The 21,928-nt window shown below is 43.1% G+C and carries 21 protein-coding genes; 7 read left to right on the top strand and 14 right to left on the bottom strand.

Going from position 1 to position 21,928, the window contains the following annotated elements; genetic code table 11:
• The first annotated feature begins 90 nt into the window (after nt 1–90).
• Entirely contained in the window at nt 91–822 is a 732-nt protein-coding gene (locus AC6ESO_RS26185; protein WP_497093969.1) for a YheC/YheD family protein, read from the top strand.
• A gap of 563 nt (nt 823–1,385) precedes the next feature.
• Here the strand turns inward: AC6ESO_RS26185 and AC6ESO_RS26190 are convergent.
• Nucleotides 1,386–2,006 carry an NADPH-dependent FMN reductase gene (locus tag AC6ESO_RS26190; RefSeq protein ID WP_497093970.1) on the bottom strand — a complete coding sequence of 207 codons (621 nt, stop codon included), beginning with the start codon at nt 2,004–2,006 and terminating at the stop codon, nt 1,386–1,388.
• 377 nt (nt 2,007–2,383) lie between these two features.
• On the opposite strand from AC6ESO_RS26190, the gene AC6ESO_RS26195 reads away from it, so the two are divergent.
• The gene (locus AC6ESO_RS26195; RefSeq protein ID WP_497093971.1) at nt 2,384–2,830 is read left to right on the top strand and encodes a MarR family winged helix-turn-helix transcriptional regulator; all 447 of its coding nucleotides are present in this window, start codon (nt 2,384–2,386) and stop codon (nt 2,828–2,830) included.
• Between the two features lie 109 nt (nt 2,831–2,939).
• Nucleotides 2,940–4,028, top strand: coding sequence for a sensor domain-containing diguanylate cyclase (locus tag AC6ESO_RS26200; RefSeq protein WP_497093972.1), 1,089 nt, complete (start codon nt 2,940–2,942; stop codon nt 4,026–4,028).
• Between the two features lie 78 nt (nt 4,029–4,106).
• Here AC6ESO_RS26200 and AC6ESO_RS26205 read toward each other — a convergent pair whose 3' ends face one another.
• The 12 genes from AC6ESO_RS26205 to AC6ESO_RS26260 form a co-directional block, all read right to left on the bottom strand.
• Nucleotides 4,107–4,511 (bottom strand): YflT domain-containing protein, encoded by a 405-nt coding sequence (locus tag AC6ESO_RS26205; RefSeq protein ID WP_497093973.1) that lies wholly within the window; start codon nt 4,509–4,511, stop codon nt 4,107–4,109.
• Nucleotides 4,512–4,848: 337 nt separating this feature from the next.
• Nucleotides 4,849–6,588 (bottom strand): ABC-F family ATP-binding cassette domain-containing protein, encoded by a 1,740-nt coding sequence (locus AC6ESO_RS26210; protein ID WP_497093974.1) that lies wholly within the window; start codon nt 6,586–6,588, stop codon nt 4,849–4,851.
• A gap of 208 nt (nt 6,589–6,796) precedes the next feature.
• Entirely contained in the window at nt 6,797–7,516 is a 720-nt protein-coding gene (locus AC6ESO_RS26215) for an SDR family NAD(P)-dependent oxidoreductase (RefSeq protein ID WP_497093975.1), read from the bottom strand.
• A gap of 121 nt (nt 7,517–7,637) precedes the next feature.
• Nucleotides 7,638–7,967 (bottom strand): hypothetical protein, encoded by a 330-nt coding sequence (locus AC6ESO_RS26220; RefSeq protein ID WP_497093976.1) that lies wholly within the window; start codon nt 7,965–7,967, stop codon nt 7,638–7,640.
• Nucleotides 7,943–9,622: a recombinase family protein gene (locus AC6ESO_RS26225; RefSeq protein WP_497093977.1), complete on the bottom strand. Its 1,680-nt coding sequence runs from the start codon at nt 9,620–9,622 to the stop codon at nt 7,943–7,945. The genes AC6ESO_RS26220 and AC6ESO_RS26225 overlap by 25 nt, the downstream gene beginning before the upstream one ends.
• A 76-nt stretch (nt 9,623–9,698) precedes the next feature.
• Entirely contained in the window at nt 9,699–9,857 is a 159-nt protein-coding gene (locus AC6ESO_RS26230; RefSeq protein WP_497093978.1) for a hypothetical protein, read from the bottom strand.
• Between the two features lie 531 nt (nt 9,858–10,388).
• Nucleotides 10,389–11,048, bottom strand: coding sequence for a recombinase family protein (locus AC6ESO_RS26235; protein ID WP_497093979.1), 660 nt, complete (start codon nt 11,046–11,048; stop codon nt 10,389–10,391).
• A 321-nt stretch (nt 11,049–11,369) separates the two neighbouring features.
• Nucleotides 11,370–12,254, bottom strand: a complete 885-nt coding sequence (locus tag AC6ESO_RS26240; protein ID WP_497093980.1) for a hypothetical protein — start codon at nt 12,252–12,254, stop codon at nt 11,370–11,372.
• 38 nt (nt 12,255–12,292) lie between these two features.
• The gene (locus AC6ESO_RS26245; RefSeq protein WP_497093981.1) at nt 12,293–12,982 is read right to left on the bottom strand and encodes a hypothetical protein; all 690 of its coding nucleotides are present in this window, start codon (nt 12,980–12,982) and stop codon (nt 12,293–12,295) included.
• 669 nt (nt 12,983–13,651) lie between these two features.
• Complete coding sequence (locus tag AC6ESO_RS26250; protein WP_497093982.1) at nt 13,652–14,596, bottom strand: DNA adenine methylase; 945 nt, start codon at nt 14,594–14,596, stop codon at nt 13,652–13,654.
• Nucleotides 14,597–14,613: 17 nt separating this feature from the next.
• Nucleotides 14,614–15,339 carry a hypothetical protein gene (locus AC6ESO_RS26255; protein ID WP_497093983.1) on the bottom strand — a complete coding sequence of 242 codons (726 nt, stop codon included), beginning with the start codon at nt 15,337–15,339 and terminating at the stop codon, nt 14,614–14,616.
• A gap of 528 nt (nt 15,340–15,867) precedes the next feature.
• On the bottom strand, nt 15,868–16,674 hold the full coding sequence (locus tag AC6ESO_RS26260) for a stalk domain-containing protein (RefSeq protein WP_497093984.1): 807 nt from the start codon (nt 16,672–16,674) through the stop codon (nt 15,868–15,870).
• Between the two features lie 371 nt (nt 16,675–17,045).
• Here AC6ESO_RS26260 and AC6ESO_RS26265 point away from each other — a divergent pair, with 371 nt between their 5' ends.
• On the top strand, nt 17,046–17,303 hold the full coding sequence (locus tag AC6ESO_RS26265; RefSeq protein ID WP_497093985.1) for a helix-turn-helix domain-containing protein: 258 nt from the start codon (nt 17,046–17,048) through the stop codon (nt 17,301–17,303).
• Between the two features lie 63 nt (nt 17,304–17,366).
• Here the strand turns inward: AC6ESO_RS26265 and AC6ESO_RS26270 are convergent, their stop codons facing one another.
• The gene (locus tag AC6ESO_RS26270) at nt 17,367–17,648 is read right to left on the bottom strand and encodes a hypothetical protein (protein WP_497093986.1); all 282 of its coding nucleotides are present in this window, start codon (nt 17,646–17,648) and stop codon (nt 17,367–17,369) included.
• A gap of 350 nt (nt 17,649–17,998) precedes the next feature.
• Here AC6ESO_RS26270 and AC6ESO_RS26275 point away from each other — a divergent pair, with 350 nt between their 5' ends.
• From AC6ESO_RS26275 to AC6ESO_RS26285, 3 genes are read left to right on the top strand one after another with little or no spacing between them, the layout of a single operon-like run.
• A complete protein-coding gene (locus AC6ESO_RS26275) occupies nt 17,999–18,238 on the top strand; it encodes a helix-turn-helix domain-containing protein (RefSeq protein ID WP_497093987.1) in 240 nt (79 codons plus the stop codon).
• On the top strand, nt 18,225–19,241 hold the full coding sequence (locus AC6ESO_RS26280) for an AAA family ATPase (protein ID WP_497093988.1): 1,017 nt from the start codon (nt 18,225–18,227) through the stop codon (nt 19,239–19,241). Before AC6ESO_RS26275 ends, AC6ESO_RS26280 begins: the two co-directional genes overlap by 14 nt.
• Nucleotides 19,234–21,819, top strand: coding sequence for a S8 family peptidase (locus AC6ESO_RS26285; RefSeq protein ID WP_497093989.1), 2,586 nt, complete (start codon nt 19,234–19,236; stop codon nt 21,817–21,819). The genes AC6ESO_RS26280 and AC6ESO_RS26285 overlap by 8 nt, the downstream gene beginning before the upstream one ends.
• Nucleotides 21,820–21,928: the final 109 nt, after the last annotated feature.

Consider the following 21,928-nt stretch of genomic DNA (forward strand, 5'->3'; position numbering starts at 1 on the left):
CTAAAGTCTCCGCTCCTAAATATAGACGATTGGTCACTTATGCTGATCACTAATTTGACTTAGAATTACCGTAAAAGATGAATAAAGGCTGTGATTCCAATCGTAATGAAAAGAGACAAATGGCTGCAATACCGTCTCCTTCGCAATGGGTCTTCGCTCGCAGGCCGATTGCCAGAAACACAGTTGCTTAAGAAGAACGTTTTATCGAAAATGCTGCTTCGCTATAAAAGCGTCGTTCTGAAACCGCGCGATGGGAGTTACGGAAGGGATATCGTATTCATTAAACGAAACGGCGCGAACGCCTATCGTATACAAAACGAAAATAATGCGGTCACCATGAGAAACACCGCTAAGTTACTCCAATGGGTCCGTAAAAAAAACAGAGGCCGTGGTTATATTGTCCAAAGGCGTCTGCAGCTTGCTCAAGTTCAACGCAAGCCGTTCGACATGCGGATAATGGCTCAACGCAAAAGAGGCTCTTCATCCCCTTGGAACGTAACAGGCTCATACGCGAAAGTGGCGGCGAAAGGATATCTAGTCACAAATGTGACTAGCCGCACCATTCCAGTGCTTGAGGCGTTCAAATTGGCCCGAATCGGAGATCGCAGATTGCTTGTCAAAGTGGAACGGATCGCACTAGTGGCTGCCAACCGCCTGGGAGAGCGTTACCCCAAGCTTAGACAAGTCGGGTTCGATATAGGCATCGACAAGAACCGCCGGATTTGGATCATTGAAGGCAATTATCAACCGGACTTGCGCCCTTTCCGGCTCTTGAAAGATTCCTCGATGTATCGCAGAATACTGTGGTATAGGAAACATTAATGCAAAAAAAGACGACCGGCCTTGTATCTTTGGCCAGTCGTCTTTTCATGTTAGGTGCCTCTTCTTAATCATGCTCCGCTTGAGACTTTACTTACGTCTTTTGGCACTTACAACGCGTGTCACTTGGAATTTATTTTCCCCTACCTGTATGATAGCAAATTGGCTGAAAGAAGTACCGGAAGAAGTATAAGGTTCCGCTTGAATATTTCCACTCGGCGTTTGAACGACTGCGGTGATTTTAGTCACTAAACAAACTCCACGGCTAGAAGCTGTCCAAGTCGAGTTTCGCGCAACTCTGTAGTCGTCGTTACTACAAAAGAAGGAAGCATATTCAACTGTCCCAAACGCGGTAAACGAAGTGGAGTTAAAAATCTGAACGGGGGGATAACTGCTAGTTCCTCTATTTCCCATTCTCAAAACCTCCCTTTATTTTGATATAGTTCATTAAATGCAACTAAATCGTTTTTGGTAAGGTATAAATGTGGACAAGGTTAAAAAAAATAGGATGCTGTACTTCAAACCTAAAAAAAACCACCTTCGTAGTTAAAAGGTGGTTTGAGTACTTAGGAAAGGACAGCTAACATTACCTTCCACTTACGACGCATCCGTGCCAGGATGCTTTCTTGGCCCTCGAGTTGGTCCGCTAGTTCCGAAAATGCTTGCCGAACCTTTGGCGCAAAATCGCCAAAATCACGATCCGGATTTAGCTCGGCTCCCTCGCGGATAACCGCATCCGATAACCTGAGTGCAGGAGAAGTCGGCACAATTCGCATCCTCAGCCGAACCGCAACCCTCCTTAGCTGCTTGCCGCATCGTCCGCCGCCATGGCCGCCGTAGGTAACGATCATAACCGGCTTTTCCGCCCACTCATGGTAAAGATGATCAATAGCGTTCTTGAGAGCCGCCGGATAACCCCAGTTGAACTGCGGCGTGACGAAAATCACGCCACTCGCACTTTTGATCTTTTCGCTCCACGCGTACGTGTGCGGCTGACTGTAGCTATTCAATGCGGGAATTCCCGGTTCATCGTCCATTGGCAACGGCCATTTGGCCAAATCGATAATTTCATACTCATAATTTGAATGCTCTCGGCCGACGGACTCGACCCAGGCCGTAATTTTGGGACAGTTTCTTCCTGCTCGTATGCTCCCCATGACCAGGAGCACGGTCTTTTTCTCATCCATGGTTACACCTTCATATCTTGTATTGGTATTTATTTATCGAGTCCCTATTCTAACGGAAAGCTCGACAACGCCTTTTGCTAATTGTTCCGTTGCCAGACGTTTTAGATCACTATCTCCCTTTCCGTGCAAGGAAATGGAATAGCAAAAATAACCCAAAAAGAGCACGGCCATGCCGACAGCGATAATGGAAGGGATCCAGACCCGTTTACTTCTACTCATGCGATATCTAGCCACAGCCTCCTGAAGTCAAAAAATAGTACGTGATACAAACAATATAGTTTGTGCCACGTACAATGTCAATGGCTTTTATGATAAAATAAAAACCGAAACTGACTCTCAGACTATTTGCGAATATCTGAGCTTATCTGGAGTGAATAATGGTGAACGACAAAACCGCTAATTTTCAAGAAAACCTCTCCATTATGGATAGTTTGATCCAATTATCCTTCCTTGTTCAAGGCATCCTTACCCGACTCGGAGCCGAATACGATGTCTCCATTATACAAATTCGGTTGTTCGGCATTTTACGTGATCGCGAATTAAGCATGTTACAGCTGGCACATTACCTCGACCTCGACAAATCCAGTATTACCGGGTTGATAAATCGCGCGGAACGCCGGGGTTTAGTCAAACGCAGCAATTCCCCATATGATGGTCGTGTAGTTAATGTAAAAGTAACTGCCGAGGGACAAAAAATTATTCAGACCGTAAGCAGCAAGATTGAGCAACAAATTAAATCCCTAACAGATTCCCTTAATGAAAAGGAAAGCTCGCAATTCATTGCTCTTGCCTCTAAAATGATGTTCCCTTTAAGTCAACAGTAAGGCCTTTGCGGCCCACGCAGATGGGCTGACAAACCTATTTAAAAGTGCTAGCATGTTAGCTAATAATGTCCGACAAATTTCTACGCAAGCCTGGAGGGGAATAGGGACGATGATGGAGAACCGTCGCCTGAAAGTCATCATGGAAGTCCAGCAGCAGATGCTGTTATCCAACTTTGATTTAAAGCTGTTTATGCAGACGATATGCGATCGGATGTGCCTATTAACCGATGCAGACGGTTCAACAATCGAGATGCTGGCAGGCGATGAAATGGTTTATGCCGCCGTCAGCGGTACGTTGAAGCCTCATATTGGAATTCGGCTCCATAAGAACGGCAGTTTGTCGGGCTTGTGCGTGACAGAGGAGGAAATCTTGTATTCGCCGGATACGCAGCAGGACGATCGCGTCAACAAGGAAGCGACGATGAAAGTCGGTGCGCGGAGCATGGTCTGCGTTCCCCTGTTCGAATCCAGCAACGCGGTCGGCGTGCTGAAGGTCATCTCCGGCCGTCCCAATGCGTTCTCCAACCGCGATATCGAGACGTTGCAATTGTTATCGCTAGCTCTAGGTTCAGAGCTTGGCAAACAACTCAATTACGACGACAAAATTCGGATTCTGAACGATTACGAGCAATTATTGATACAATTAAGATCCGAAATTGAAAGACGAGAGAAGCTAGAGCATGAGCTTATTCAATTAACAGAGCGCGACATTCTGACGGGATTGCTGAATCGCAGGGGCTTTAGCGTTCGAATCCAAAGCTGGATGAATCGAGCCGAACGAAAAGAAGGCTTATTCGGGGTATTCTACCTCGACTTAAACAAATTCAAGCAATGCAACGATACTTTTGGACATGAGGTCGGTGATCTCGTGCTTGTAGAATTCGCGAATCGGATTAAGAATGCGCTTCACGAATCCGACCTGGTCGCACGCGTGGGCGGCGATGAGTTCGTGGTCGCGGCATGGCTGCAGAGCGGCTACGAAGACTTAATGCAGGTCGCCAACCGGTTAATCGAGCAATTGGAGTCGCCGATGCGGATTAAGGAGCTCCATCTTCCAATGACCACCAGCGTCGGCTGTACGCTATGGGCAGAGGGCATGAAGGAGCTCGATCTCATACGCACGGCGGATCAAGCGATGTATCTCGCCAAGTCCAACGGCACCAATCGGATTGCGGTCAATGGGGAGCTCGCCGGCTAATGAGCGAAAACAAAGGCACCCGGTTGGGTGCCTTATTGTTATTATTTTAAAAGATTGGTTTGCTACCGTATATTAGCCTTAAAAAGCGCCGAATGCCGGGTAGTAGTAAATTGTATCGTCATACTCATCGTTGTTGTATTCCCTGCCGCCCCAGGCGATGACGAGGATTTTGTCCTTGTCCATCTCTCTTTCGAGATACTCGGCATATGGATTGGAAATCCCAAGAGACCTCATCTTGGCACGAAGCTCATTACCGGTCGAGCGAAACACATTGGCAATCGCCGTGCCGACTCCTTCATCAGATACACCAATCTGCTCAGCATCCGTGTTCTTGGCGATTCTGGCCGTCCTGTCCTTATCATGGGTCAGTACGAAGATGTTGTTCGAATCGTAGCCTTCTCCGCGGAAGCGATTGACCTCTCGTTGAACCTCGTTCATGTTGCCAACTGTGTGAACCTTCGTCGTCATCGTTTGGATTGTCATTGTAATTCCTCCTCGTTAATGATTGTTTAGATTTGGTTGAGACTTGAGACTAGCAGCTTGTACCTATGCTCGTCGTCTTCCCTTGCTTGATACTGCATTAACCTAATTGGTTAGGATTGAAGCATCCGAATTACATATAAAATTCCATTCCTCGAGCGCTATTCGGCTATATATGAAAGGATTTTTTCGAAGAATTTTACGTTGAAATTAGTCTGTTTCAGATCTGCCCAAGCTGTGTAAGAATGCTCACGGTTGCAGCACAAAGAGAGCTGCAACAGGTCACCATCCATCACCTGTCGTAGCCCTCAAATTTGATCCCGCTCCAGATTGCTGCCATTTAAAGCAACTTAATCAGCTCTTCCAGCTCAACAACCAATACTTTTGCAAGTTCAAAATCAGTAGCTTTTAAAGCCAATTCTATTTTCATTTCAACCGATCTTTTATTTTGTTCCGTTTCTAAATAGTCCTTATCAAAATGGCTAGCATAAATCATCTGTCTAAATTTTGTCATACTCATTTTTTTAATCGCCTTATCTTCAATGATTAAAACATAATCCATACCGTTTACGACAGAATAGAAATCATGAGAAATCATGAGAATGGCGCCTTTATAGTCTTCAATGGCTTTCTCCAGCGCTAGCTGTGTATAGGTGTCTAAATGGCTTGTCGGTTCATCAAGAAGCAATACGTTTGCTTTACTGGCAGCAACTTTAGCCAATTGAAGCATGTTTTTCTCACCGCCAGATAAAGATCCTATCTTTTGATTAACGATTTCTCCTTCAAAGCCGTAGTTTGAAAGATACGATCTAGCCTCATCATAAGTGTTAAACCCGGCATCGATGAATTCTTCTAGGATTGTATTAGAATCCTTTAGCATTTCGCCTTGCATCTGAGATAAATAAGCCATTTTAACATCAGCATTTATTTCAATTGCATCATGGTTATTTTTAAAGATATCTCGGAGTAAGGTCGTTTTTCCGGTACCATTCGCACCGATAAGTGCTACTTTATCCGTAGATTTTATCTCGAAGTTAACTTTTTCTAAAAGCAACTCATCAAAGGCTGCACTATAATTACTGACATTTATAACAGCGGTGTCTTCAATTTCCTTATCCATGCCGAAACGGATCGTCGGCTGCTTAATATCAACAAATGGCGCTTTAATTCTACGCGCTTCCAATCTCTCTTGAAACCTAACTCTAGCTTTTAACGCTCTACCTCTAGAGGCTTCTGAATTATAAGTTGCGATAACTCTTAGATTATTGATGATGTGGTCGTTTCTCTCAATTTCTTCTTGCTCAGCGACTGTGAGTTCTTGTAACTCGATTTTAGTTTGAAGCAATGAGAAATTATAATCCATATATCGCCCATCAAATTCTTGGATCTCCATGTTTTCAAGGTGTAAAATTTTGTTAAAACAATGATTCAATAGATATCGGTTGTGCGTAACGACCAACAGTATTCCTTTGTGAGCATTAATAAGGTTTTTAAGCGCATTTAGGTTTTCAAAGTCTAAAAATACATCGGGTTCGTCCATTATCATGAAGTCCGGGTTATTTAGCATTTCCTTCATCACTTGAATGAGTTTGAATTCGCCACCACTTAGGTCGGATACCCTAAGATCTTTTAGCTTCATGAGGTTTGCTAGATTTAGTTTCTTATTTATGTTGCTTTCAAAATCTGCCCCACCGATAGAATCAAATGCGTCTAAAGCTAATTGATACTTTTCGAGTAACGGCTCAATATCCGATGATGTCTCCATTTCAGTACAAAGCGACTGAATCTCATTTTGTATCTTAATAAATTCATCTCCGATATATTCAAACACAGTTGTTTCTTTGGTTCTGTCCAGTTGAGAGAACTGACTTACATACCCTATTCTGCAAGTTGGGTCTATCTCTAACTTGCCCTCGTACAAATATCTCTCCGGATCCATCAGTATATCGATCAATGTGCTTTTCCCACTGCCGCTTGTTCCTATAAAAGCGCAATGTTGCGCCTCTTCAAGCGTAAACGAAATGTTTTTATATAGTTCTTTTTGCGGAAATGAGAAGGATAGGTGTTCAACGTTTATCATAGTGTTACCTTTCATAGTGCCTATTATTGGATGTATTGCAAAATATAGATTTTGTGGTTACCGTTGTTAGACTAACACTGTTTACTACCAACTTCAATCATTTGTAACTTGCCAATACTTGTGGGACGGTTCTCCGTCACGGGGACCACACTTGCGCAACGGCAAAAAAAGGCCATCCCGAATGGAATGGCCTTTTTTCGCGATTGGGCTATGCATTTGTATCCAGCATTGCTGGAATATTTATTTCTTTTACACATGAGGCTTTGGAGAGATTCATTACGCATTTCACTAAAGAAACAATATCTTGAAGAGGAATCTGCGTTCCGTTGTATGCTGACAAGACTTTCTCAATTCCATCTTCCAATGGAATTTGGGTTGCAATTTCACCGGGATTTATACAAGTCACACCGATCCCATATTTCTTTACATGCTCCCTTATTGCATTTCCAATACCACGCAAACCGAACTTCGAAGCTGCGAAAGAAACTTGCGTGAAATCATTATGTTCAAGACCTGCCGTAGATCCGATTAAGAAAATTTTTGCGTTATCCGACTTTTTCAGATTCGGTAGGAGCTTCTGTATGCAGGTAATAGCTGAAGTAACATTTATATGAATGATGTTGGCAATTTCGGCTGGATCATCTTTCTCAAAATCATAGTCACCTCTGAATCCTTTGCTCTCCCATATCCCAACGTTATATATCAAGACGTCTATCGTAACGTCTTTTAGTGTATTCGCAATCAGATTGCTAGCATCCGTTATCGCTAAATCAGCCTCAATCCAATATTTTTGGACACCCTCTTCAAGATCTATACTGCTAGGATAAGTTCTGGAAACCGCCCAAACACGATCACCTTTTTCCGGCAATCCTCTGACAAATGCCTCGCCCAATCCTCTACTTGCTCCGAAAATAATAAAATTTCTCATGAGTTATCCTTTCGATTCGCCTTACTTGTGGTAAGGTTCTCCGCGCTGTCTGTAACGGCAAGTTTTTAGGCCATCCCTTGCGGGATGGCCCTTGAACGTGTCTCGTTAACAAAACGCTTAATCAGCTGACTCTCTGGGAACACCGAGTATTTCCGATGCTGCTTCCATCAACTCTGGACAAACCTTTAATCCCCACGATACAGTTATCCTCAGTTTCGATTGTTAATATTTCATTTAATGCAATTGGATCCCCCAACGCATCTGTCTTGTAAAAGGCAACAGTCGTTTTCCCCCAAAGATTGATCAATTCCGCCAAAACGGCGGAGGGGGCTTTTGCTTTCCATAAGCAAAAGTCCCCCTCCAGATACCGCATCGTTTTGTAGCCCCAAAAAGCTCGCAGAAGCCCGTTTGCGCCGACTTTGCCACCTAGCGTGATCCATCCCAAACCCATGCCCGGCAAAGCCCCTTTCCAAGCCCGCTGCGAGTTTTTCCGAAAAAACTTGCCGTTACTTGTGGTACGGTTCTCCGCACGTCGCTTACTGGTAAAGCAATTTCCGTAAAAGAATCGTCTTCCGTAAACCAGAAGACGATATTCTTAATGCTCTTGCGATCAGCTTCCATGTGGATTTCCTTAATCAGCGCCCGTAGTAGTGCTCGTTTCTCTTCATTAGTCGCTTCCTCAAACATGTCCTCAAAATTCTTTAAAGCATCTACAATGATATCCTTATTCAGAATAACATTCGACTGTAGCTTTTCAATCTCACGTTCAAGATACGTGATCACTTGCTTGACCTCGTTGATCTTATCTTCAATCTCTTCGGACAACCGATTATATAGTGCCGCGCGAATCTCGCCAGCATAATAATCGGTGTCCTGCTTTTGCTGCTTGTCCAATAACTTCTTTAGACTGGTTTGCTGAATATTCAAATCCTTTTCAAGTTCTGCAGCGCCTACAGACTCTTCACGCTTAAGACGGTTCATAATGCCATCAACGATCTGTTCATCGGCAAGCAGCGTTCGAATCCACTTGAGCACTTGCTCTTCAACGATCTCTTTCTTGACTAAGTTCGAACCGCATTCCGTCTTACCCTTGGAGTGGTATGTTTGGCACATATAGTACAAATGATAACCAGAGCCATCTCTCTTCTTCGACTTGCTCATTACCGTCCCAGCGCCGCAAACGGGGCAGCGCAACAATCCTGTTAAGATGAACTCGCCCTTAAAATTACTTTGATTATTCGGGGTCTCACTTTTCATTACATTGACCGCTTGCACTTTGTTCCATAACTCTTCATTGATGATTGCTGTATGCGCTTCATGAACTACGGTCGGGTCTGCTTTGCCCGCTCTTCTTTTGCTGCTCCAGTCTCGTACCTTCCCCCAGCTCATGTTGCCCGTGTATTTCTCATTTACAAGAATCGTTTTTACTGCATTCATACTAAAGCTTGCTCCAGGTTTTTCTTTTGTTCCTTTCGTTTTCTTCCCCTTTTTGTTCAATACGGTAGCAATGGTTTTATATCCTTTGCCTGTAGCGCGAAGTTCAAAAATCTCTCTTACGGTCGCAGCTTCCTCATCATTTACTACCAAGTTTCCGTCGACAGAATCATAGCCTAGCATGCGACCGCCATTCGTTAAACCTTGAGTTGCTCGTTTCTCCATACCCTTTTTCACTCGTCCCACAATGAGCTTGCGTTCATATTCGGCAAACGTGCCGAGTAAGGAGATAAACATTTTCCCGACTTCCGTAGAACTGTCAATATCGCATGTACTAATAATCAACTTTTGACCTCGTGGATGAAGCTCCCGATCAACGAAGGTTAACACATCCAGATTGCTCCGAGATACCCGATCCACTGCTACAGCTAATACGATATCAAATTTATGATCTCTTGAATCCCTTAACAGCCGCTGCATCTCTGGTCTGTTGAAGTCCTTACCAGAATATCCGCCATCCTCGTAAACATCATATACTTCGTACCCTTTTGAAGCACAGTATGCTTTCAAAATATCTTCCTGCGCACCGAGCGAGAAGCCCTCTTTCTTCTGCTCCTCAGTCGATACACGCAAGTACAAAGCCGCTTGCAGTTTGTTATTGGCAACCACCATATATATTCCCTCCGTCATTCTGCTTTTGTAGTAGGAGGGTTCTCAGTGGTACTAAGAACCCTGTTCATCAAGCACATTACTTATTTTGTTGTTTCTTCATCGCATAATTTTTGATCAGTCCGGCTAGTACACCGATTAACTCTTCTCTCTTCAATTCCTTTTCGGTCAGAGTCAGGAGTTCATTGCTTTTCATCACTTGTGTTCCGCAAGATTCAACTTTTGTATTATGATCCATGATTGTCACCATTCCTTGTATTTTGCTTTACCACCGCCCTCTACATACAATGTTGTTGTATGTAATAGCATGGTCTGATAGAGAGAGTCAAGTCATAAATAGAACATTAGTTCTCATTTTGTTTAAAACTAAATTTATATATAATTCCATGTATTGATTTAACACAGCACTCTGTTACACGCCGCGAACACCTCACCCCAACGGCTAATCCTCACCTCGTTACCCTCACGAGAATGAATGACCAAACTATAAACCCCATATCCGCAAAGCCTACTCATATCCACCACCTCCAGCGGTATATTTTTATAGGGACGAGCGCCCTACATAGCCTATAAGCCATCTCCACAGACAAGTGCCGAAGTTGAGCCACCTCACCCCAAGCAGCAAATAAAAAAGGACAGGTATACACCGAAACGCTACAATTAAGCGTCACAGTCGTATCTGTCCTAATAAAAATTCCAAGCCAGCAATGTAGCAGAGATCTTCGTACCCCAGATGCTACAACCAGCACTTGAGAGCAAGAAAACTTGACTATAACACGTTTAAAGAAGAATGAATGATACTGGCATCGGAGTTAACTGCCATTTTTAACGCTTTATCACTACCCACATATTCCGCATCCCTCTTACATTTCAATTCTCGATACAGAACCGTCTTTGATACGCCTGTTAACGCCACAATCTCCGAGATCGAATGAGCCTTCGCCTCATATAGCTTTACCGCTTTTTCTAAGGCCTTCTTTTCGGTTTTCGGACGACCTCCGATGCGACCACGGGCTTTTGCACTTGCGAGTCCCTCACGAACGCGATCTCTTAACGTTTCCCTTTCAAACTCTGAGAGTGCGGCAAGCAAAGTGAGCATGAGCTTGCCAGTTGTCGAACTGAAATCGAGCTTCTCTTTGTGCGAGATAAACGTAACCCCACGCTGCTCCCAAGCAGATAGTAGCGTCAATAAATCCTGTGACGATCTCGATACACGACTCAGTGACTCAACGACGATGACATCGCCTTCCCGAACAATGCGCTGAAGATCAGTCAGAGCGGCACGATCCATCCTTGCGCCACTAATCTTATCGATAAATATGTCGGTCTCAGCAATGCCGTACTCCTGCATTAACAGGTCAACCTGACGATCCTCAACCTGTCCCACAGCCTTTGAAATCCTGACATAACCCCAAACTCTACTCGCCATCCCTGTCGCCTCCCTAACGGTTATAAGGAGACTAAAAAAATATCCGACCCCATGACCAATAATCAGAAAAACGGGAATACCTTTCCCGATTGAGCGACAGGTTAGTAGGAAGCTGCATTCGGGCATATTTTTAGAACCCATGCCTACCTATTTGGAACCGCATTCCTTAAGAGTTCCAGCAATGCCCAATAACAATAGTTTTGGGGAACCCCATTACAGACAAAAACCGTTTCAGGGAATTCCCTAAAACGGCTTACCTAAGCAAAAGGAACGGATACATAGCCAACCTGAAACTAGATACGCGAACTTTATTATCGACTGTTACCCGACTACAAGCTTTTCAATACCGAGAACAGGCACTGAAACAAAATGACCGCGCTGTGCAAGGTCTGGAAGAGAGATGTAACCGAACGATGACGGGTTACACCAATCAGCCCACTTCGCCACCTCCGCGCCGCTAGGCGTCGTACCGAGCCAATCCGCAACGATTCCGTTAGCAAGTGTAGTTGGAAGCGGAGCATGTACCCCTTCATTATCGCGATACACCAACGTGACCCTATGCTGACCTAAAATATGAACAAGATGTCTAGCGTAATTATGAACTGAGTAGTAGGGAACGAGGTAGCGTGCGCTACGATGCCCAATCTTCTGCTTGCTCGGATGTACCCCATCGATGTCCGAAAACAAGCGAACCGTGTTGAACGACCCACTACTTAACTCCTCATAAGTTGTAGAAAACTGCGCACTGTAATGACTAATTCCCTTCTTTTTATAAGCCGGAGCAAAGTTCGGACGTAGAGCCGATACGATCTCGGAACTCTTCGTAACTAAAGCAAACTCAGCGCCGCGCTGCGTCCTTAACTCCGCAACACAAACACAACTATTGAGTAGGTATGAACTCACCAAGGGCTCACGTAGCCTGCTAATAAAACCAACAGGCATGTGAACCCCATCTTCCTCTAAAAAGAGGGACTGAACCCTTGCAGCCCATGTGTCCAAGGGAGCATCCTTCAGGGCAATTCCGCTAACGTCAGTCTTTCCATAGAGCAACTCTGGATTATTATACGTGACTAGCAATGGGCTACTACTCTGAAAACCTTTATTATACAAAAGAGAATGGAAGCCGTTCACTACCGAAAGTGCAGGTAAATAAACCTGCATCCCCCGATAAGCGAAACTCGATGGATGTGCGGCTAGATTACTCATCAGGCGTATAACCTCCCAAAGCAGATTAGATATTAGAATTAAAACCACAGTGAAGGCTTACAGGAAAGCTCATACCCCTGAATAAGAGCAAGAGCCTCTGATGCTTCCAACTCACCTTCCAAACAACGGAACAGAATGCTCCGATCTGTACTGTAGCTGCGGTCATCCGTTTTCAACAAGATGTAGAGCAGGTGCTCCATCTTGCGCCGATCCAGAGCCGCGATGAGGTTTTCAATGTTACGGCTTACGAAAACAGACAAGAAGCTGAGCTCCTTCTCGCAGCCGCGTAACTCTACCCCTGCATCCTTCACAGGCTTGAAATGGTCACGAACTACTCCTACAAACAAATCATCGTAACAGCCTGTGACAATCCCAAATTCTCGCTCTGCTCCAGCAAGATCACCCGACCTCAAAAGCTCCAGTACCCCACCAATGCGCCTTTTTAACTGATTGGCTGCATACGAAACCGACATATGCATAGAACCTACCGTAACTCCATATTTTTCGGCGGTCTTCTGATAATCGTACCGACTTCGCAAGAAATCCCGAAGTTTCTCCCTAGCACTTTTTTTCTTAAGCCAGACGAAACTGTTGATATAGGCAACAATTCTCATCCAAAGATCGAGCATCTGCTTGTCCTGCGCGGCAGTGCTAGATTCATCACCTAAAATCGCCAAGCGCTCCTTAAGTTCGCGTACCTCCGATGTAACCTCACGAAAGATAAGCATACCGCCTCACCTCCAACCGAATTTTGACTGAACCCCAAAATCATAAACACCCTAGAAACTCTAAAGACCGTACGAACATAATAAACTTATAGATTTTAGGCGAGCCGACTTATAATTACGCCCCCCATTTTTTATTTGGTCTTTCCGTAAACCCCGAAAACCCAGTGTTACCAAGCAATGCAGCCTACGGAGTAAACCGAAAAAATAACAGACCACGAAAATTTTAGAGTCGGCTTTCAGAGTAATATAAATTCCACTCCTGAAAAATCTTCATGCCAATTTAAGTTTTGCACGAACTCACTACCCCGAAAATAAAAAATACAATCTGGTTGCAGAACCGTTAGCTCTGCAACCAGATTGTATTTCCCACAGCCATAAACCAAAAGAGAAGGAGAGGTACCAACTCCAACAAGATGGGCAACTTGACGATCACACACTCAATTCAATATTGCCTCATTGTCCGACTTCTGGCATTCCTCGCCTTATTAATATATCCTTACTCCCCAGCACTTTCCTAAAATCGATCTAACTCCGTAAGCAAAATAATAAATGTGCCTCCGCATACATGCAAACAAGGAAGCACATTTGGATAGGTTTTAATGGCTTTGATGGTTTTAGACCTCATTCATAGGTTCTGCAAGCCAGTTGAATGGTTCTAAAACCATTAGCCTACCACGCTTTATAATCAATTTCGGATATCTGATCCAGCAGAGAAACAGGGACAGCGAAGTTAATCCAAAGGTATTCATCACTGCGGCGGCGCGAATCGGAACTAGATGCCACAAATACATTCTTAAGGTACACTTTTCGCCACCCCGATGACACTAATCTTTCATAGCAAGCGTTGTCATAACCGCTAAGAGCAACCTTTAAACCATCTGTATCAAGTAACAACAGATCGACCAAGCGCTCGTGATCAGCCAGAGTCCAAGAACGAGCGCCGTAATGAGCCTTTAACACCATTTCTTCGGGAACGTACGGTGGATCAAGGTAGACGAACGCATCACCATGCTCTTTAAGCGATACCAATAGTTCGCGGCAGTCGCCATGAGTAACCTCAACCGCCTCTAACGTCGGATAGAACAAGTCTAGTTCCCGTACCCTTTTGAAATACGAACGAAGCCGCGACTGATCCTTCACACGCGAAATATCAAAAGATTCCATATCCGCTGCTCTTGACTGCATGGCAACAATAAAAGCATAGGCTGCCGAAGTAACCCTATCAAGCTCAAAGTCCTGCCCTAACGATAACATACGATCCTCGAACTCCCGCGCATGCTTAGCACGAAGGAATACATCTTCACCTACCCCGAAATCTTCAAGCATTCCCATCAGATCATACAGGTAGCGTTTATCGCCAAGGCAGGCAAAGAGCGAACACAAGCCTCTGTCCATATCATTGTAAGAACGATGCAGAAAAAGAGAGGGCGGCAGATTAAGAAGCATTCTCGCGCCGCCGCCACACAACTCATAATAATGAGTCAGCCCATAAGCCTGTGCTGCATATGTAATAATCGGCACTATGCTTCCGATCAAAGCAGATTTGCCACCAATGTATGAAATAATAGAAGGGGAATGTCCGTTATAATTGTTTAACCGCCTGCCAGCACCCATTGTACCCCCTCCAAGAGCTATTGTTGACCGAGCGCATCGATTCTAAAGATATAGAAACGCTTGACCTCTTTGGAGCTGCTATTAGGCTTTATGGGCTCTTGTAAACGAGATTGGCGGCTCAACTTAAGTAAGTACCCCGCCTCCTTCCAGCCACGGGTTATCTCCGTGAACCGAACGCTTTTTGTGCTTCCTTCAAGATTTAAAATCTCCATCAACGCCTCGGTAGTTATACCAACCACGTTCGTGCCATATTTATCGACATACTGCTCGGTATCGAGGATTACCCCAGAGCTTACTCCATGCTTGTATGCATCCGAACTGATCGACGGAAACGCATCAGGATCGCTAACAACGGCATCACATATCATTTCATAGAGTTCCAAGCTCTCATCCATACTTGCCGAACCTTCCATCTCAGCCAACAAGTTCGGTACTCTCCTGAAAAGACCGTTAATTTTTAGGTGCTTCACATAGTCGATGGTTCTGTGTAGCTCGTTTTTCTCCATGCTCCCAAAAACATTCAATTCTCTGAGAAACTCATCAAACCGATCGCGGAGGTCAATGACCAAGAAGCACTTCGAAGCCCCTCCTTCCAACTTCGTGGTAAACTTTACCGCATATGTGCTCTCCGTATAGGACGGATGTTTACCGTATAAAAGCTCGATCACCCACAAAGCTTCCACAGGGTTTGCCATTTGGTTTGGAGATGCAGCAATCTCAATTTTTTTAACAACAGTCAGCATGCAGTCATTCTCCTTTCGATCCCCGCACCGCATAAGTAGGGGGTGTTGCATTAGGTGAAAATTCTCATTTCATTCTATCAAAATACGATTACCCTGAACATCCACAATTTTCTGATGAAAACGACAACAAAAAGGCGACCCTATCTGCGAGCCGCCGCCATACCAACTAATAGTATGAAATCAAATCACTGATTGCTAATTTATCTGCGTCCGATTTTTACCCCCAGAATGAAACCATTATCGTGGCTCAAACGAGCTTATGCACTGTACAAACTGCATGGAAAGTGGCACTTTTGCATGAATTGACTGCTTTTTTCTGTACCTAATTGTTCGAGCAGACTAAGTATATAACCCCTGTGAGATAACTCGCCATTTTAAGAATTTATCCATACCGTCCCATCAGTACAATAAACAATGTCAAATTAATCACATCGATCTTATAACAGATGTTACCGCCTGACCGATCTGATCCATTTTTCGAGTGAAAAACGAAAGCGGCTCTCCGAAAAGAGCCGCACATCGTAATGGTTATTGAATCCCCGTAAGAATGATATTATAGAAGGCACTCTCGTTCCCATCGAATTTCAGTTTGAGGATTTCCACACCTGTCAGATTGAGTGATACAGGCAAGATTTCATCCGTAGTCTTGGTAGTGACTTCTTTGATTAGCGTTTCTTCGCCCTTTTTGTTCACATTATAGAATTGGACTTTGGCTTCTCCCTTTGCGCCAATACTTGTATAAGGAATAACAAACTGAGCATCTAACTTGCTGTATTTAGAATTTAATAGGTATGTATAGTAAGCCCCGCTTCCTGTATAGCTATAGACATCCTGCCCTGGCCCCCAAAAAGTAGGTGGTGTTGTCCCTGTATATTCACGATAGCCAGACGTTAATCGATTGAAGGGAGCAATTGTGTTATCCAGCAGGCTGAAAGTCAAACCTTCATCGCCAGCTTTAAGAACTAATCCTTTGCTTTCATAAGGCTTCAAATCAGAGATATCCGTCTGCGGCGCAGTTGGCACTTGCCCGATGTAAACAGAGGATGAATCACCATCCCATTTGACAGATTTTTGATTATTCGTAAGTGCATTGGACAAGGCTCGGAGCGGTAGGTAGGTGGTGCCGTCATAAATGAACGGTTCAACAGCTTTCCCGCTGTCATCGGTTGGAATGATCATCTTGCCATCGACGAACAGCTTAATCCCACCTTGCACTACATTAATACTGGTTAACTTCCCCGAAGCGAATGCAGTTCCCACTAATGAACCGAAAAGAGTAACCGTAATCGCCCCCATAGCAAAGCCTTTCATTTTGTCCCCATTCCATTTCAGCATAAACTTACAGCTCCTCTTACATTTTTAATTTTATATGATAAAGCCCCGACATAGCGTTACATGCCACAGCTCTTCAAACCGAAAACAATCATGGCAATAACCCAGAACAGTAAGCCTACGCTAATCACTGACCCAAACGACACAAAAGAACCTGTTCGCCTGCCAGTTGACGCGGCTATCAAGTTAAACAGAATGTTGAGTACAAAACTAGCAACAAAAGCCCCCAGTCCTGTTGTAATGAGAAAACTTGAAATCATAACGCGCCTCCATACCAAATTCATTAAATGTAAATTTATTACTATTTGTTGAATACTTTATCTGTTGTGGCTAGTATAGCAGATTGATAATAGACTTAAAAGGAGTAATTTTCCTTGAGCGAACAGCCTATTATCATCAAACAAATTATCGGGAAAACCGTGAAAGCGATACGTATCAAGCAAGGCTTAAGCCAAGAGGATCTGGCGCATGAATGCAATGTGGATCGATCCTATATTTCGATGATCGAAGTTGGCAGAAATGAGCCTTCCGTTACGAAAATATTCGACCTCTGCAAAGGGCTGAAAATTAAACCGTCCGACTTTTTCAAACTGGTAGAGGGTGAATACGAGAAAGAACGGAAGAAGGGCTAGGAAGGCAAATAAGAGCGGGACATTAGGCTTTAGTAGCCTGGTGTCCCGCTCTTATTTTTGAACTCAATAACTATAAAAGACTCGCGCCATTTGCAAGCCATCTTTCAACCCAGCACGATACATCCATTCTTTTTCAATGGCGTGTCGATAGTTCAGTGTTTCTTCCCATTCGAGGATGAGTTGGAACTGCATTGATGTAAGTTCTTGCTTTAGCTGCCTCTCAACTTCAGACTGCTTTTGATGTATAGCCTCGACCTCATCAAGTTTGCAGGCGATTCTTGCTAAATCATTAAACCGCCCATCAAAAGCGGGCTTCATCCAATCCGGTAAAGGCTGCTGTGACAAAAAAATCCCCTCCCAAGGTAAATTGTTGTTGATGTTACCTTGAGAGAGGATGAGTTGGCAATATGTAGTTAATCCGCTTGCTCATGATTCGAACTCGATCGCCATTCCGCAATAAGATCATCACACAGTGCCGTAAACTCTGAACTTTTCGATGATTACTACCGCCGCATCGGTGCTGCGTAACTCGATGCCAGCTTACAATGGCGTCGAGTAATAGACAAGAGCATGTGTTTTGCATATCCATATCAGTTCTAGTCTATAGCCTCTGCAAGTCATTCATATCTAAAACTAAAACTAGTCCGAATGCTATAGCAAATGCTATAATGTGCTATAGACTTGGAGGTGAAACCATGTCTTTGAGTACTACAATTAAGAAAATTAGGGAAGAACTTGAAATTAGCCAAGAACAACTAGCAAGAGATTTAAACATAAGCTTCTCAACAATAAATCGCTGGGAAAATAATAAAAGTAATCCGAGTCGTCTGGCAAAAGATCGACTTTGGGCTTTCTGTGAAAATAAATCAATATCCTCAGGGGTTATCGCAGAATTAAAAAAACAATTAGTAGGTGGAACAAGTGGCGAGAGCTGATTTGCTTTTTGAAGTAATCAAGCATGGTCTTTCTGGAGATATGCCTCATTTAAGACGAGCAGTAGAAGCGATATGCGCTGAAGAACGGGCAAAACAGCATACTATCGTGGCTAATCGTATTGAGGAATTACTCAAGAACACCAAAAATGAAATACGAAATAATCAAGCTAGTTCCCCCCTTGTTAGACAGGTGTCTAACGAGCAAAACTTTTACTCCGAGATAGTTCCTAAGAAGAGACTTGATCAATTAATCTTACCCGAACCAGTTTTGCAGTCGTGTAAAGAAGTTATTGAAGAACACAATCGTGCCGATTTACTACGTTCGTATGGTTTAGAACCGAGAAATAAACTGTTATTTGTTGGGCCTCCTGGGAACGGAAAAACTTCTTTAGCCGAAGCTATTGCTGAATCATTAATGGTGCCACTCTTATCAGTAAAGTATGAAAGTATAGTTGGAGCCTATTTGGGTGAGACCGCAATAAAACTCGCAAAATTGTTTGATTATGCAAAAACTCGACATTGCGTTCTGTTTTTTGATGAATTCGAAACATTAGGAAAAGAACGAGGAGATGTACATGAAACAGGAGAAATAAAACGGGTCGTTAGCTCACTCCTACTCCATATCGATTCGTTACCAAGTTATGTAATTGTTATCGGGGCGACAAATCATGAAGGGCTTTTGGATAAAGCCGCTTGGAGAAGATTTCAGTTACACTTAGAGTTACCATACCCTAGTAGATCAAATCTTGAATTATGGTTCTCACATTTTGAAAGACGAACTGGCTTTAAATTCGGTTTTGAAACCAGCACATTAGCAAAAAAGGCCTTAGGGTGTAGTTACGCTGAAGTCGAAGAGTTAGCAATGTCAATCTACAGAAAATATATATTGCAACTTCCTAATAATGATATTAAGAATCTCACATCAAGTACACTCAGATTATGGGAAGCGCAAAAGAAAGTTAAACGAGCGACCAATAATACAGAGGTGAACGATAATGGCTGAAAGACCACTCATTCTATTTAAAAAGTTTGAAGAAGCCCTCAGAGCAGATGGTTCTGGAGGGACTCCTAAATTTGCAAAACCATCAGTAGAGAAACAAATGTCTAGACTATCTCCAAAATTTCAAGAATTACAGAATGCTATAGATAAGAAGACTATTGCGATTCAAAATTCACCCTCGGGTATTAACCCTGATAGTGCACTCGTCCTCGAAACCGTAGGTTCTGTTGATAGCTTTTATACCGTGATCAAGAACATTGAAAATCTAGAATTAATGTTAGATATGACCCTAGATGGGATAGAAAAGAATGAGGACTTTTACTTACTTGATGATAAAGGTAACCTTAAAGACGGAGATCTGCCTGGGAAGCTGTACTGTGTAATGACAAACAAAAAAGCATTAGATCAACTAATTTCCCTTTGGAGACAATATGTTCAGAATCCGAAAGTAGAATTTCAGCGGGGCTTTAATGGAGTCAAGAATATGTTTAACCAGCTTAAAGAAATTAGGTATTGGAGCCCTCAAGATCGTATTGACGAAACAAGAGTAGTAGATTATTGGCAAGAGAGTCTGCAGTTCAATGGAGACGAAAATGTCAATTTTGAAATTGAACTCTTTTTTAGAAGAACTCCTGAACAGAGAAATAATTCTTGTTCAGTTGTAACAACTGCTATAAACAGTATGGGAGGTCGTGTTCTTTCGGAATGCGTCATTCCGGATATTGTGTATCACGCTATTCTTGTTACTTTGCCAAGAAAGCAAATTGAATTACTAGTTAATAGTTACGAGCAAGTTGCACTTACACGCGTTGATGACATTATGTTTTTTAGACCTGTAGGACAAATTGCATTTCCCTTCCATCGTTCAGAAGATGATCAAGAACCCACAACTAAGACTCCCCACCAAGTATCCGAACATCACATAAGCGAAAATCCTATTGTGGCAATTCTAGATGGTTTTCCTATGCAGAATCATTCACTTTTGGCTAACCGACTAATTGTTGACGATCCTGATAACTGGGCAAATGATTATGTTGTTAGAGATAGAGTACATGGTACTGCAATGGCATCACTAGTACTCCATGGAGATTTAAATGGTCACAGTTCCCCCATAGATAGCAAAGTTTATATCAGACCTATCTTAAAGCCCATGAGGGACTTCAATGGTAATTTAACTGAATGCGCTCCTGACGATGTGTTATTGGTTGATCTAATACATAGTGCTGTTAGAAGAATTGTTGTTGGAGACGAAAATAGTAGAGCCATCACATCGGTAAAAATAATTAACTTGTCATTCGGTGACCCATCCAGAGTGTTCATCAATATGATGAGTCCACTCGCACGGTTACTTGATTGGTTGAGCTATACTTACAAAATTTTGTTTATTATTAGTGCTGGAAATCATAATCAACATGGTATTGATATAGGAATTCCTTTTGACGAGTTTAAGAAGCTTACTCCCGAAGAAAGGGAGACCATAATCTTGCAAAATTTAAACAACAACAGCAGAAACATCAGGTTATTATCTCCAGCTGAGAGTATTAATAATCTTTCTATTGGGGCATTATTCAACGATTTTTCCAATGCCACAGAGAATGAAAGATTTATCTTCCCTTATACGCAGCCATTACCTAGCCCCGTTTCAGCAATCGGCCTAGGTTATAATAGGTCGATTAAACCAGACATCTTCTTTAATGGTGGCAGAAAGTTTGTTAGAGAGTCGCTTGGTTCAACAGTAATTAGTTGGATTCCGTTGCCTACAAAGCCACCGGGATGTTGTGTAGCCACTCCAGGTCAAAGCAATGAAATTAATGAGGTTGCTTATTCATTTGGAACTAGCGATGCTGCTGCGCAAGTTTCTCATGAGGGGGTTAAATGCCACTCCGTCTTACGGGAAATTTTCCTCACACAAACTGGAGATGATATTCCAAGTAACTACACTGCCCTACTCATTAAAGCGATGCTTGTTCACGGAGCAACATGGAATCATAACTATGCTATAGCCAATGCTGTGGGAATTGCAGAGAATCGAATTTTCAGATGGTTAGGCAACGGCATTCCTGACATTAGCCGAGTGAACGAATGTGCTAAAAACAGAATGACATTAATTGGGTACGGAGCCCTTCAGAAAGGTAAGGCTCATGTATACCAGCTTCCAGTCCCATTTGAATTTACCACAAGACGTTTTTTCAGGAAGCTTACAGTGACTCTTGCTTACTTTTCACCTACTACTCCATCCAAACAAAAGTATCGGTCAGCTCATCTATGGTTTAATATAGAAAATAACAAACTTACGCCTAACAGGTTTAATACTGATTATAAAGCAGTGCAAAGAGGTACTATGCAACATGAAATATTTTATGGAGATCAGGCAACGGCGTGGAACCCTAATGATTATGTTAATATAAGGGTAAACTGCCGCGAGGATGCAGAAAACACAATACCAGATATTGAATACGCAGTACTTGTCACATTCGAGTTGGCTGAAGAAGTATGTGAACAACTAGACATCGATGTATACGAAAGCATTACTACAAAAATCAGAGAGCTTGTCCCTATCACACCAAGTTCGGCCAACTAACTTCATAGAAACTCACCCTCTAGAATAAGTGCAGAAGTAATAAAGGCTTCTGCACTTATTTTCTACCCGTAATAAATAATAAAGAGCTCAAGCATAATCTAATCTACTT

This window comes from Paenibacillus rhizoryzae (assembly GCF_059686995.1).